9 protein-coding genes are annotated in these 14,934 nt (G+C 42.4%); 1 reads left to right on the top strand and 8 read right to left on the bottom strand.

The features are described from left to right. Positions 1-12: 12 nt before the first annotated feature. From GQF01_RS24475 to GQF01_RS24465, 3 genes are all read right to left on the bottom strand, one after another. Positions 13-693, bottom strand: a complete 681-nt coding sequence (locus GQF01_RS24475; RefSeq protein WP_145659180.1) for a 7-carboxy-7-deazaguanine synthase QueE — start codon at positions 691-693, stop codon at positions 13-15. Continuing rightward, positions 693-1,166, bottom strand: a complete 474-nt coding sequence (gene queD / locus GQF01_RS24470) for a 6-carboxytetrahydropterin synthase QueD (RefSeq protein ID WP_161409373.1) — start codon at positions 1,164-1,166, stop codon at positions 693-695. The genes GQF01_RS24475 and queD overlap by 1 nt, the downstream gene beginning before the upstream one ends. A 63-nt stretch (positions 1,167-1,229) precedes the next feature. Then, positions 1,230-1,511: a hypothetical protein gene (locus GQF01_RS24465; protein ID WP_235960464.1), complete on the bottom strand. Its 282-nt coding sequence runs from the start codon at positions 1,509-1,511 to the stop codon at positions 1,230-1,232. A gap of 192 nt (positions 1,512-1,703) precedes the next feature. On the opposite strand from GQF01_RS24465, the gene GQF01_RS24460 reads away from it, so the two are divergent. Further along, positions 1,704-2,333, top strand: coding sequence for a nitroreductase family protein (locus tag GQF01_RS24460; RefSeq protein WP_161409370.1), 630 nt, complete (start codon positions 1,704-1,706; stop codon positions 2,331-2,333). A 66-nt stretch (positions 2,334-2,399) separates the two neighbouring features. On the opposite strand, the gene GQF01_RS24455 is transcribed toward GQF01_RS24460, so the two are convergent. The 5 genes from GQF01_RS24455 to GQF01_RS24435 form a co-directional block, all read right to left on the bottom strand. Further along, the gene (locus tag GQF01_RS24455; protein ID WP_202556718.1) at positions 2,400-3,476 is read right to left on the bottom strand and encodes a hypothetical protein; all 1,077 of its coding nucleotides are present in this window, start codon (positions 3,474-3,476) and stop codon (positions 2,400-2,402) included. A gap of 293 nt (positions 3,477-3,769) precedes the next feature. After that, complete coding sequence (locus tag GQF01_RS24450; RefSeq protein ID WP_161409367.1) at positions 3,770-5,209, bottom strand: glycosyltransferase family 2 protein; 1,440 nt, start codon at positions 5,207-5,209, stop codon at positions 3,770-3,772. A gap of 13 nt (positions 5,210-5,222) precedes the next feature. After that, complete coding sequence (locus GQF01_RS24445) at positions 5,223-6,890, bottom strand: hypothetical protein (RefSeq protein WP_161409365.1); 1,668 nt, start codon at positions 6,888-6,890, stop codon at positions 5,223-5,225. 116 nt (positions 6,891-7,006) lie between these two features. Beyond that, a complete protein-coding gene (locus tag GQF01_RS24440; protein WP_161409362.1) occupies positions 7,007-7,807 on the bottom strand; it encodes a Cof-type HAD-IIB family hydrolase in 801 nt (266 codons plus the stop codon). Positions 7,808-7,920: 113 nt separating this feature from the next. After that, a complete protein-coding gene (locus tag GQF01_RS24435) occupies positions 7,921-14,913 on the bottom strand; it encodes a PKD domain-containing protein (RefSeq protein WP_161409361.1) in 6,993 nt (2,330 codons plus the stop codon). Positions 14,914-14,934 lie beyond the last annotated feature (21 nt).

Below are 14,934 nucleotides of genomic sequence, written 5' to 3'. Positions count from 1 at the left end.
GCTGACGAGCGGCTAAACGCCGCGCATCGCCGGATCCCAGATAATCTTGTGCAGCTGCATATTCAGCTTTACTTTGGAAAGTCCAGCTTCTAGCATATGCTGGACGAGTTTGTGCGGCGGCATCGTCTCCCACACAGGGCTGAACATCGGCAGCGCCTTCGTCGGATACTTCTCAAGCACGTCCACGGCCGTGCGGAAATCGTGCTCGCTGCCGATCACGAACTTCAGCTCATCCTGCTCGCGCAGCAAGCCGAAGTTGCTGACAATCATCTGCTCCATCTCACCGGAGTCAGGGAGCTTAAAGTCCATAATGTATCGCACCTTCGGTGAGGATACACGTTCTACAAACATAGCGAGATCGATCGCGCCGTTCGTCTCTATGTGCAGGTCATCGACCTGCTCCAGCTCAGCGAGCGCGTCGATGAGTGCGAGCGACTTCTCGCCGTACAGGAGCGGCTCGCCGCCGGTCAGGCAAATATGCCGGGAGCGGAACGAACTGACCTTGCTGATAATTTCAGCAATGGTCATGACGTTCTCCGCTTCCGCGGGTGGGTAGCTGTACTTGGTGTCACACCACGTGCAGCGCAGGTTGCAACCAAAAAGACGGACGAAGACCGTTGGGAACCCGGCACGGGTCCCTTCGCCTTCAACCGTCTCGAAGATCTCGACCATCGGAATGCGGATATCTCGCATTACTCTTCCTCCTCCATCATCGAGCGAGTGATGGCCGCGTAGGAGGTCGGCGTCTCCCACAGCCGGATTTCTTCCAGCTTAATAGCTGGATACAGTTGTTCATCCAGGAGCGCCTGATGAATCTCCTCATACATCCAAACAACCATATTTTCAGCCGTAGTATTCATTGGCGGCAACACATCGTTCAAATATTTATGATCCAAACGATCAATGACGCGTTCTTTTGCAATACGTTTAATATCTCCAAAATCTATTGCGATCCCTCGGCTGTCAACCTTACCGCGCATAATTACTTGCAGCTTATAGGTGTGGCCGTGCAGATTTTTACATTTTCCCTCATAACAATGCAGATGATGCGCACTGTCAAACGTAAATTCCTTAGAAATCAAAACGGATTTGTGATGATATTTTAATTGGTTCTCTGTGATGTCACGTCCCAACATTTGCACATCTCTTGGGATTTCATAGCTCATATCTATCACCTCTTAATTATAAAAAAAACAGTACTCTACATTATATCATGGCGAGACCATTTCTCACAATCTATCAACATCTGGCGGATTTCGCTTTCGCTTTTGCGTCCAATCCAGGTGGCCCCTGATTTCCTGCATCCGCTCATTCTCATCGCGCAAATCCGATTCAATCATGGCCATCAAGCTTTCGATTTGATTGACAACCGTATCCGGAAGCTCAACCTCTTCCAATGATTTTACGATATAGAGCAGGCATTGCAGCGTTTCTTCCATTAGGCTCTTCTTCTTGCCTGTCAGGACAACTTCGGATAGAAATACAAGGTGGCTCAACTCTTTTTGCGTCATTTTCAAGAGGGACAACCCCTTTCTACTTCCATTATCCAACATTTTCCGACATCACGGAAGTCCCCTTGACAAGTATAACTATAACACTTAACATTACAGTAAATTGTCGATTTTAGCCTTGCATTTTTTATGATTAATACAATAATTTTACATTTTATTTTTTTACAATATCATTTTTTGGAGGAATTTTACATGAGCACACAAGTACAATCCGCAGTTCTACAAGTTTTGGAAGATCGTCATTCCGTTAAACAATATCAAGCTGGTCACAAAATGCCGCAGGCTGATCTTGAGCAGCTTTTAACTTCTACCTCCCAAGCGCCATCTTCATGGAATCTTCAACACTGGAAACTGGTTGTCATTGATGATCAAGCTCAAAAAGAGAAACTGCTTCCAATTGCATACGGTCAAAAGCAAATTGCAGAAAGCTCCGTTGTTATTGCCGTTCTTGGTGATCTCGAAGCCAACAAAAATGCTGAGCTAGTTTTCGGACCCGCTGTTGAAGCCGGCCACATGCCAAAAGAAGTAAAAGACAGCCTAGTTGCTCAAATTGAAAATGTGTATCAATACCCGCAAGTTGCTCGTGATGAAGCAATTCGCAATGCTTCCCTAGCAGCTATGCAGCTTATGATTGCTGCGAAAGCAATGGGCTATGACACTTGTCCAATGGGCGGATATGACGCGGCTAAATTCGTTGAAGCTTTCAACGTTCCAGCTCGTTACTTACCCGTTATGTTAATCACCGTTGGTTTGGCGGCTACGCCAGCTCGTGCTGCTGGCCGTTTGTCCTTAGATCAAATTACAGTTTCCAACACATTCTAATACAGCAGAAAAAGGCATGGCTCTCCGAACAGAATGGGGAGTTCATGCCTTTCTTTTTCTTCACGGTCAGTGGAGCTGATCGGTTTCAAACCATATTTCGTCAATCAGCTTATTCCGATACAGCATGGATACATTGAAGGTTTCGTAATCTTTTTCTTTATCCAGCTCATCCAGCAACAAAGCCGCGATAAGTTCTCGATCATCGGAATCACCAGGCTCCCGGAAGTCAATGAAGCCAGTTAGCTGCCTTGAACTAATGTCCACTGTTGCTGTCCCAATGGGTAGGCCGCCATACGATTGCTGATATATCTCATACGTCAGCGTATCCCCGTCATCCCTTGCCAAAGTAATTGTGTAATCCTCTGGATCCGGTGGCATTAATGATTCTTCTCGAATGTCATCCACAAGCTCCAATAAATCAATATGTGTTAGCTCGACGGTATCAATCACTTCCCCTTCAAAGATCATATTGAAAATGAAGGTATCCGTTTCATCTTCATCGTAATCGGCTACAATCAGTTCCGTCACCAAATCCATTTCTTCGTCAAAAGGATCAAATCGCCATATGACTTCCCCATTCACCTCTGAACCGTACATATGCGTGATGGCCTCAGCAACCAGCTCCGATTCTTTATCATATACATGGTATTCAACGAGATTTCTATACTCTCCAACAATGACAAGCTCGTACCCCAGTTGCTGCCTGCGCTGCTCAATCATATACAAATTTTCGGGCCCGTTCGTCCCCTCGATATCATCAAACTTAATTTCATCATCGTTCACCCATTCATAATCAGCATCATCGTCATCCAAATAGTATTGATCTGTGCCGTCATCCTCTTCCGCAAGATCAAGCCCAATGGCATGATCGGTTGCGATCACAAAATCATAATCACTATGGTTGGCTACGACTTCGCACTCCTCAATAGCTAGTGCATCAATGACACTCTGAATGTATGACTCGACAAATGTATACACACTCTCTTTGTCCTCTTGCGCAATAGACTGCCGCTCCAGATGAATCGAGCCCTTAAGTCGATCCGATTCCCTGTAGACTAGCGTTAACGTACCGACAAACTCCCCATTGTACATAATATCGCAGACTTCTCCGCCTGCTGTTTTCAGGTCGGGTCTAAGCATCATATCGGCCACGACTTTCTTCGCCTCCTCTACAGATCTAATAAGTCTTCTGTAGATTGTCCCAATATCGTCCAAAATATGAGTATACAGGATAAACGTCTATACACTTATGTCCTTCACATCATATGCTATCCTATAGAGTCAAGAGGGAGGGATTCTGACATGTCTGCTGGATACAATAACGTAGGTGCTATCTTGGTGCTTTTCATCTTGTTGGTTATCATCACTAGTGCATTTGTTCTTTAATCTGTGATTAAAAAAAGGCTGTTCCATCATCATGATGAGGAACAGTCTTTTTATTCGCTTTGTTGATTTAAACGTTGCCGTTCGGCTTCAATGGCTGCGAGTTTTTTGCTTATGACATTTGTTAAACTTGCATTATTTTTCCGACTAACATTCGAATAGCACTTCCTTGCCATTGCAAGTTTCCCGGAACGAAACGCGATATCCCCTAAACCCGCATCAGACTTCCACTCCGCAATCTCATGATCAGGCGCTACGATGCTCCGAAAAGAATGGAAAGCTTCTTTGGCTTGCTGAAGTCCAAGCTCCGCATCCTTATACAGCTGATCGGCTTGTTTCATACGGACCTGTGCTAGCATGTAATGGGCATCAGGAAAGTCAGATTGATAATCCAAAGCTTTCTTACAATATAATTCAGCCTTCTTCCAATCACGACGCAAGAAATAAATATCAATCAAAAATTTATAAATTTCAAGTAATCTACCAAAAAGAGGTTGAGTCCCTGCTTTGCGTTCTGCCTCGATAAGTGATTTCACAGCCTCTTCTTGTTGACCCGCCCCTAGGAGCTCCCTCCCCTGATAAAACCACCATGCGGGGTTACCAGGCTCCTCTTGAATCATCATTCGTAATAAAGATAAATTTCGATCGATCTTTCCCTTGCTTGCCATGATTTCTGGCTCATAACCATCATGAAAAACTCTAACCTTAACTTTATGGCGTGAAGCTTCCGCATGATATAACCCTAATTCAGTCCCAACCTGTTCATGCACTCTTCCCCAATAACGAAGTCCGCGACGGAGTGGAAATATTCTGGTTTGAGCAAAATTGTGCTTTAATTGGCCTTGAATGAAGTTAATCTGCCATAGACACAAAATTACGGGCAAAGGTGAGTCATGGTAAAGACCTGCAACTTCTCTAATGGTGTCTACATCTTCTTTGATCAAAAACTCATCTGCATCCATCCAAAATACCCAATCCGTCGTCATATGCGTCAGCCCCCTATTTCGAGCCGCGGCAAAATCATCCTCCCATACAAAAGGAATAACCCTGACATTTGCGAATTGCGAAGCAAGCTCTGCCGTACGATCCGTTGAACAATCTAATAATACGATGTGGTCTACAGCACCTTGAAGCGATTCCAAACAACGAACAATCGTATCCTCCATATTACACGAAATAATGCCAGCGGTAATCGTGACTTTTCTTACTCGGAGCAGCCCTTCTATGTCTACACGCTCATCACCAAGAGGAACTGATTTAAGTGTATGTAGGATAGGAGCTACCCAAGTGGCTTCAGGGTCAAGGAGCCATGCGCGCTGGAAAACTTTATTAGCAGCATCCCCGTAGCCTTGATGCATCAGTGCTTCCCCAAGAAAAACCCATGATTGGGCTTCCAGCGGATTTGCTCTTATTAAATCCTTAGAAGCTGTTTCAGCATCTTTGTATCTTCTATTCCTTAAATCGTCAATAAGTGAAGATTGTTTTGATAGCATAGGGGTCACCTGATTAATCTAATGATGGTTGGTTGGGGTAAGTGAACGGAATTTTGTAAATAATTTCATCTTTGTAGTTTAACGTTATAACAACTGTACCTGTACCACTGTTCGCAGGGGCACTCACCGTGCTATAGCTTCCAAACATACCCGACAGGGCAAATGGTGAAGTAACCTCAATCTCGTTTTTATTAATGCCAAAATTAAATAATTCCGTAGTTCTTATTCCGACGGTTTGGCTGTAATTTTCAAATACATAAGGAACAACTTTTACTTGCAAGTTATCTTTAATGGTTATATGATTCGTCAAATCTTTTGCTGTAACTGTGACATCAAGGATTGAATTAATCATTGCATCATTGACGGCTTCGAAAATTAAGTCTTGGGAACTCTCTATCCCATACGTTAATCCATTGACATGCTCAGTATTTGAATACACGGAGTAAGTTACATTTGGACTAGGATTTGGCAAGAGTAGAGAGGGTAGATTTAAATCCAATTCACTGCTTGTAAGTAAGCTAATATTGTGCAAGCTATCTTTTGGAATAACACTGAATGTGTAATAATCTGTATTGTCATTCATGTAAGCAGCAACAATTGTATAAGTATGAGGTACCGTATCTGGTTTGAATGTAGCTTCATTGTCCGATATATTCACGAAACTTGAATTACCTTCCTGCACGTAAAAATTTGCAATTTCATGAGCATTCGGGAAATAATCACGCAAATCCACCTTGATTGTTGACTCATCATCCAAATAGAATTTTTCTGCATTTTCAAAATGGAACGGAATTTTCCCTTTGGTGATGCCACCATGATGATCTACAACTACAACATCCAGATCAAAATCGCCACTTTGCAGCGGAATTAACTTATATCCTTCGTAATCCTCTTCGATTCGGATATTCTCGTTTTCTACGAAAATAGCATCTAATTCATCATGTTCGTAATACTCGCCCTCAACCGGTCTTACATCCGCATCAGAAAAATAATTCCTCAAGCTATCCCGGATGCTATATTTAGAAATCCCTTGACCAACGAAACCATGGATTCTCTCCTCATTTCCAATTGGAAATGGAGCAGTATTATGTCCGTCATAGTTAATTGGACTATTCTCAACAACCGTCTTAGGGCTTACGTTGCGAAGCAATCCCTTGACCTGATCGTTAGTTTGATACTGCTCAGGGAACACCATCATCGCCGTTAATGCATTCGTTATATCATACTTGAATTCATCTGCGTCGCCAGTATTAGCAACAACCATAACATCGAAAGTATCTGTGATGTTCGTCGGTGTCTCTGATTCACCTGAGTAGCGAATTCCTGTTACCGTGAATGTCGCTTTACCTACTGCATTTGCACTTGCCTTTATTTGATAGATGCCGTTTACACCCGTAAAGCCAGCAATCGTAATACCATTTGGATTTGTATTCTCAGCCTGAATAATAGACAGATTGCTAGTGCCATAGAAAGACTCCAATGCGGTTAAATCTATATATTTAGATCCATTCTGCGGCACAATAATCGTCTGTATTTTGTCCACTTCTTCTGGGTATGGATGAAATCCAATTTCATTCGCCGCAACAGGCACTGTCAAAAATGGCACAGCGATCATCGCCGTACTTGCAATAGCCCCTACTATTTTATTCTTCGTACTACATGTTTTCTGTTCTTTTCCCATTATTTACACCACCGCCGTCTAGTCTATTTCCCTCATTCTACCATAGCCTAGTAGTACGAAGAACCCCTTAAACGACAAAAATCCCCAAAAATCGAGGATTTTATAGGAAATTCAACTTATAAACAATATTTAACTAGGGCTTTATGCACACCTTCATCATTATTCGAAGCGGTCACTGCATCCGCGGCTTCCTTCACCCCGTCTGGTGAATTTTCTACAGCGATACCAAGACCAGCAAATGCCATCATCTCTAAATCGTTGTAGTAATTGCCAATGGCGAGAATTTCGCTCGAATCGATCTCTAACGTTGCAGCCAGCGCTTTGAGCGCATTTCCTTTATTCGCCTTAGCGCTCATCACATCAATGAATAAATCGCCACTTCGAATCATCCGCAATTGACCGTATAATTGCTGTTCTTCCCATTCCAGTTGAACACGATCTAGGACCTCTGGCTTACTGAAAAGTGTGAACTTCACAATCGGCAAGCCTAACTCGGAAACATCCGTCACAAGCTTAGGATTAATCAGGAACTTCGTGTACATCTCTTTTTCATATTCGCCAATTCTCTCGATATACATGTTAAAAGACGTGCAGACATCGAAATGAATGCCCTCTCTTCTCACATAATCCAACATAGTGGAAATTTCTGGCAGTGTAAAGGAAAACTCGTTAATTAATGATTTACCACGTTCATCTGCGTGAACGATTGCCGCTCCATTATGCGTAATCATCGTTCCTTCTAATCCAAGCTGCTGCAGGATAGGCAGCGTGCTATCAGGAGCTCTTCCTGTACACAATACGATATGTGCTCCTCGATCGTGTACTTCCTGAATCGTCTCAATCGTTTGCTCGGTTAATTCATGATCGTCATTCAACAGCGTTCCATCAACATCCAATGCAATTAAACGATAGTTCAAGGTTTTCTCGCTCCCTTAGGCACAGCTTTTTTCTCGACTAATTGTATCATAGCACAGCTTAGGATTCACCGTTTCATCCAAAAAGCAGTTATCCGAAGATAACTGCTTTGAAATTATTGAACCCTATGAACACCCACTGATTTATTGACATTGCCGATAATATTCACGTGAATATCCTCAGTTTTTATTACGCCATTGCGATATCGTATACGAAAATGAATCGTTTGCAAGCCTTCGGGCAACCCCTCCGAGAATGAATGGAATTTGGCATCAAAAATTTCTCCCCAAAAAGATGTTGCATCACCTGCTGCCGGAGTTAACTGCTCTGATACATAAAGCCTTTTACCGTCCAACCCCGATGTATCCATCCACGCCGTAACTTCGTCGACAGGTGCTGGAGAGCTCCGACTGGATGCAATGAATATTTCACCAGAGTAAAAATCCTTTGGAGCCGAAGCTGTTTGGTGACCGCTTTTCTCATGTAAAAGCAGCCAATTATTCGTATATGTGACATCGGAGTGAATCGTCAACGGTGCTGCGGTAATCATTTTGACAACCGAGCTTGAAAGTAACCCGTCCGACACAGTAAGTGTCACTTTATAAATACCAGGAGTCAGGAACTTATGGCTAATATTTTGTGACGAAAAAATAACCTCCGTGCCATTAGGCTGCTCTAATTTCCAGGCATAACTTAGACGATCTCCATCAGGATCAGAGGAGGAATTGATGCTTTGAACCACATCCCCTTCCCAAACTGGTTTGGGCGTCCAGTCAAACTCAGCAACAGGCGCCCTATTGATATAGAACCATGTTTGCGCTGAATAATCAGACCATACAACTCCATCGAATACTCTTGCCCTGACGCGTAGTTTTTGCCCTGAAGGGAGATTGAGACTAGCTTGCCAGCTTCCCTCGCTGGAAGCAGTTCCTTGATACATTTGTCCCGAATCCAAGACCAATACGTCATTAGATTCATTCGTAATTTGCACCTGAACATAGGAGAAGGTTGTTCCAGGATCTGGGTCTGTCTGCGTCCATTGGAAAGTTGGTCGAGGAACAGAATAAATCGTAGGCGCTGCTTGCGTCCCATTAGGTATTTTCATAGTCGCTGAGGGAGGTCTGTTCAAGGTAAACCATCCGGAGTTGGACCATTCGGACCAGTACCTGCCGTCAGATACACGTACCTGAACTTGAAACGGACCAAGTATTCCTTCAAGTACCGACAAATCGAATTGTTCGACTGGATGAACCGTCCAAGAAGTGCTTGTCGTAGTATAATTGCAATACTGCCATGCCCTTGTTTCATTATCATAGCTGCAAGATTGCGCATAGCTGCCTACGCGAATTGCACTACTCCTATACCCATGATACGTGTATGTAACTTGAGTCCCCATTTCATCTAGGATTCGGTATTGAAAGTTTTTAAACTGGGTTGGAACGTCTGGATCTGATTGATTCCAAGTAGGTATAAGCGATCCGCTAGTAATCGGAGTAGGGTTAGCATGTGTGCCATTCGGATAAGTCAACACTGACGATGGCGGATATCCTTTGCTGAAATATTTCTCTGACCATTCCGACCATAAGCCTTGTTCATCCTGTACTCGTATTCTAGCCTTGTAAACTCTATTATCCTGTAAAGACATAGGAACTGTGTAACTTAAACCAACCGTCGAACCGTCACTTTTCAGGTTGCTGCTTAGTGAAAGTGAAGAAGAAAACTGATTTACCCATTGATACTGCGGATTACTATAATAATTGTAATCGTAGTATTGAACTTGGATTTCAGATTTTACAATGGAACTATCCGCATCATAGTCTACTGCATTCCAAGTAAATAGCGGGTTTGCTGATGCCGCCCCAGATGGGTTATTAAAGTCCGTACTGGCAGGGTTCGTTATATCTGCAAAAGGGGCATGATTGGTTGGCGGTGCCTCTAACCAAATATACGATTCTGCCCAGTCAGACCAAGCATTGTACTCATCTTTTACAGCTACCCGGAAAGTATAGAGTCCTATTTCTTTGACTCGATCGATTAGTCCAGGCACTGTAGTTCCGTCCGGAAGGATATGTTCATATCTGCGATCAAGGATTCCTTTGGTTGAGTCATAGTTAATACCTGTTGACTCTGAAGAGTAATTAGTTGCACTTAACCATCGATCTGGGTCATGGCTTTGAGAATCATCGCATGTCACCTTATAATACAAATCTTGGCTGCAGTTTAACTTGCTAATTGGTTTGCGATGAATCAAAACATTTCTCGAATAAGGATCTGACTCAGACAAGTAATCAGCAAAAGTTGCATTAGGATAAGCATAACTTGGTGGAGCAGGATCATCAGCACCAATGTACGTCAGTTTATATAAACCAACTTTATCAAGTATTTTCATTGGAGCGCCTATTAATGTTTGACCATGATAACCAGACAAGCCGCTTTTTCCATCACCAGCATCCAAAAATTTCATCGAATCCGTGTGCTCATATTTCCATTTGTCTTTAACAACTAAATGCGGATCTTTTTCAGCGTCCTCATACGTTATCCCGTAAATTAACTCTTCTCCAGCTATTCCTACATCGCTAATTGTCGTGTTATCTACTATAGGAATTTTCACAAAAACATTGCGATAATGAGAACCGAATCCCCCGATGAATGCTCCATAAGTGCCAGAAGTGAACGTAGAATCCGATACTTCAATAACGGGGAGTTGTCCTAACCGGACCTTCATTTTGGACCCTCTCACCGAAATTTTAAGGTTTAAAAAATCAGTCGTGTTAAGATGAATAGGACTTGTTCTAAGTACAGTACGATTCCCGTTCACAATTTTGGATAGAGAAATCGAATTTGATGTCAGCTCCAGCCTATACATGTTCCTATTGTTTTGTGCTCGAAAAATAAACCCCGAAGGTGAGTTCAAGCTAACATTCAAACTCGATTGCATAAAGTCAAAGTAGTAATCCGCATCGGCTATATCAGTGTCCTTTTTCAAAACTTGGCCAACCTCAGAAGATGCATAGATTTTAGCACTAGCAGTAGTACCCTTTAGCGTATACGTATAAAACTTGTTAAAAGAACCCGTGGAATCTTCGTCATAACTTGAGACGTAACTGCCTCCATTGCAACCGCCACAAGACGCCCACTTAAAATTATATCTTCTTAGTTTGTAGTATCGTTCTTGGAGCTGTAAATAATATTCACCGTCATCCCCAAATCCTGAGGCGCTAATTGTAAACTGTCTTTTTTCAAATAAAAGTTGTTCATTACTTGAGTTGTTCATTGGACGTAAATTTGCCGTCGTGTATTCTGCTATTTTAGTAGCAAATTTATCAGCCACTATTACCTTGTTAAACCCGTCTACAATATACACGTATCCATCCTCAGAAACATCCCACTTTACTTCCACGATCGAGCTAGTTGAACGACTCCAACCCTCACCTCTAATAACAATTCCATTCAGAGATTGACTGCTATCATCTCGATTGACCGTACTGACATCTAATCGCTTAGTAATACCCGTTTGTTTGTTATACGAAGTCAAATAATTGATGTATGTTCCTCTATCAGCCGAGCTGCTGCCACTATTTGAATAATTAGAATGGCTATAGGTGCTCGTATAATCTTGATGAGCATATAAGGCTACCTCCGCGTCTTCATATACAGCTCCATTCCCTGAACTTGGCCTCGTAATGGTTCCAGAAGGTACCTCTAATCCTGATTCCACATCATACCAACGTGAGAGATCACCGCCACCACAGTAGAAACAATAACTGGGGTTAAAAAGAACGTAAGGTATTTTTATTTTGGAACCATCATCATTAATCTCCATGTTATTAGCATTGCCAATATGATAAGGCTGTGTTGGCAGCTCGAAATAACTGGAAATCGTCTTGCTGTAATTCTCAAAGCTTTTGATCCAGGAAGTCTGACCAGAAGCATTTTTCCTTGTATAGTCACACCACCAATGATAAGTATCATTATCATCCGAGTCATTTTCATAAAAATATCTACAAGATAAACTATAGCTGCCGCCTTTGGCGTCATATACTAAATAATTGCCCGGATTGCTCGCTGTTGGTGATGCGGTAATACCAATACCATTAAGCTGTATTGTCGTTGGCGTGCCGTAGGGGACTCCATACCTATTAGCTAATTGCATTGTGTAGGAGATAGCACCACGAACTGCCGATCCACTTTTATTACCTATAAATTGAGTGCCATACAATAGTGGCATGCTAAAGCTGCTTCCCACTTCAACCCCAACGGTTTCCATAGCACGAGTAAAAATTAAACCATTGGCAGGAGCTTTATATGGCGATTTTCCAAAATGAGATGTAAATCCTTTCGTAATAGGGTTGTATGTGAATCCAATATCCTTTGTTTTATGTAAACTTGTATTTGCAAGTGATGAACCTTCCCACTGCTCTCCGAATGCCATCAGCATTTCGTTCTCATTTATGGTTTGAAACAAAGGAGGTTCTGGATTTGCACTTGTTACTGTGAATGCGACCTCAGGCGAGTCATTTTTGATATCGATCACAAAGGATTTCCTGTCTGTTAGCCCCCAATCTTCCTTCGTTTTGACTGTTAACTTATACTTACCAACCTTATCGGCAGGTAGTTGTGCCATTCCGCCTACGGTAATAGGTAGTTGAAATGGCATGTGATCGTTAAAAATCCCATCATTATTGCTGTCATATACAAAGCTTATCGTAGTTTCAATAATGACATCTCCGTCGGGACTAAAAGACATATCTCGAAATGGAATGTTTCCACGAACCGCAAAAAGCGGAAGATTAATTGCAGCAATAGGTGGTTTGTCCTCGACAACATTGATGGTTTTGATTGCTATATTCTCTAGCAAGCTTCGTATGCCATAGTTATCTTTGACCTCAAGAGTGACAGTCTCCATGCCAACATTGGGGTATACAGCAAGATTATTCGTCCAAAAGTATTGCGAAATTGTCCTGTTCTTGGCTGGCCGACTACAAGCCCCATTAATAGCATTTGGCACCAGAGGGCGATTTTGCACGACGCGGTTTGGAACATTTATGCACGGAACCGGCTCTGGACGCATGATAGTTATTGTGGCATCTTTTTGCGTACAAGCTCCTTTGTCATCGCACATTTTTGCCGTAATTGTGTGTTCTCCTGCTGTTGAAGCTGTTAACCATGTCAGTTTATCCTCGCCTTTAGAATAACCCATCGAAGGAAAACCTTTGACCCAATCACTTGAGCTGTTCGCAAACAACCATTCAAAAGTAACAAAATCATCATCAGGATCATAATGGTTAGGCGCAATTTCAGGCAGTAAACGTACGTTTAGCTTGTCCCCAACTACAGCCTCCGACATGGGGGTACGACTGTTGTAATCATTTTCTGGGAACCATCCGATTTCGAATTGTGGCGGTCTATTCGGAGGCTTGGGACCTAGCGTAAACTTCCCCTCATAAAAATAAGAAGTTCCACCACAACTATCCTCAAGTTTATAAGAAATATCTACTTGTCCACTTTGCATGTTGCCTGGATAGCCAATGAAGCCCATCATCCCGTAAGCAAAAATAGACATATCGTTCACAGATGTGCTATTGAGCGAACTCCACCCATATTGAACATATTCTCCAGTTGCTTGAGATAAAATAAAACGCCCTCTAACTGGTGTACAACTGGATGGAATTGTCCAGTCCGCTTTGATCAAGTTTGAATCTTTCCATGGCACTGTAGGTTTGTCTGCTGAGGTTTTCCCCGAGTAGCTACCGCCAGTAGGTGCACAGCTAGCTTGTGGAGTAATGATTTGAGAAATCACATTATTGGTAGAGGAGGTTTCTGAAATATCATCATTGGAATCTACGGTGAGCGTAATGGATTTAGTACTGTTGAATGTGAAGGGGACTGTCTCGGTTTTGGTCTCTCCTGGCGGAAGTCCTGCCGTGTAGGTGAACGTTCTAAACACTGCGCCGTCGGCAGCTACTGTTACTTTGAATGAGCTGCCACTCGGGATGGAAATTCCAGTGTTTTTGAACTTGATGGTGAGGTTCGTGCTTGATCCCGATAGGACACAACTGCCGGCATCGATCGATATTGCCGCTAGATCGGGTTTGTTTGGTGGGGTGTAGGTGACTTCGATGTAGGTTTGGTATTTGTAGGTTTCTCCTTTCCATAGGCCTATGGCGTACATTTGGTAATTCCGGGATAGGCCTCCTGAGCCGTCGGAATCTGGGGATTCTTCAATTTGCTCTTCCGGAACAGAATCATCCAGCAACATCATTGTACGAATCATACCTTGACCTGCTAGTGTTCCTTGGCCTACAGATAAGGGAATAGCTCCATATGATGATTTATATTTCTGGGCATCATAGATTTCTATAGAATTCTGTGCAAGCTTATCCCCGTCTGAAATAATTGCATTTGGATCAAGCGGGTCAAGTGATGCTACTGAAGCTAAACTAAACCATTTATCTGGTCTGGTAACTTCGTAAGCAGAAGTAACTGCGTAACCTTCTTTATTATAATCTTTGACCTTATCTCCACTTGCAACATGACCATTTATGTTTGTTTGACCATCTTTTAAATATTGACTGGAACTGTATGAATACCTTAAATCAGGGCCATTGCTAGTGATTGATGAGTAATTAAATGGGGTTGTACTATATCTTTCGCGACCATATAGAGGAATAGCTCCTGGATAGGGAGACTTAGGAAATCCGTAAACACCGTTAAATTCTATTGCAACTGTTTTACTTCCCTTATGTTCCCATATCTGACCTTTCGGTTGACGATAAATTTGATGCATTGGTTTAGTCTCTGATTTTCCATATACAGTTATACTCGAGCCTTCTAGATTACCGACTGAAACTGATGTACCTGAGAACGTGACATTCGAAGATCTATCAACTCCATTGTTCTTTAGACTGACACTACTTATAGAACCAATGATATAAGAACTAATATCCTCAGTAAAACTTTTTACTGACGAGGAAGAATACTGAGTTTCAATTATCGTTTCAAGGTAGGTAGCCGTTTCATAATTATAATATAATCTCTTTATTCCAGATGCTTGAGCAGAATTAATCCCAAAAATCGGAAATAATAATTCAGAGAATAATAAAATCACGATTGAGCAATGCAAATAAAT

The organism is Paenibacillus silvestris (genome assembly GCF_009882985.1).
Lineage (GTDB): Bacteria > Bacillota > Bacilli > Paenibacillales > NBRC-103111 > Paenibacillus_E > Paenibacillus_E silvestris.
This window is presented reverse-complemented; position numbering and strand designations above follow the sequence as displayed.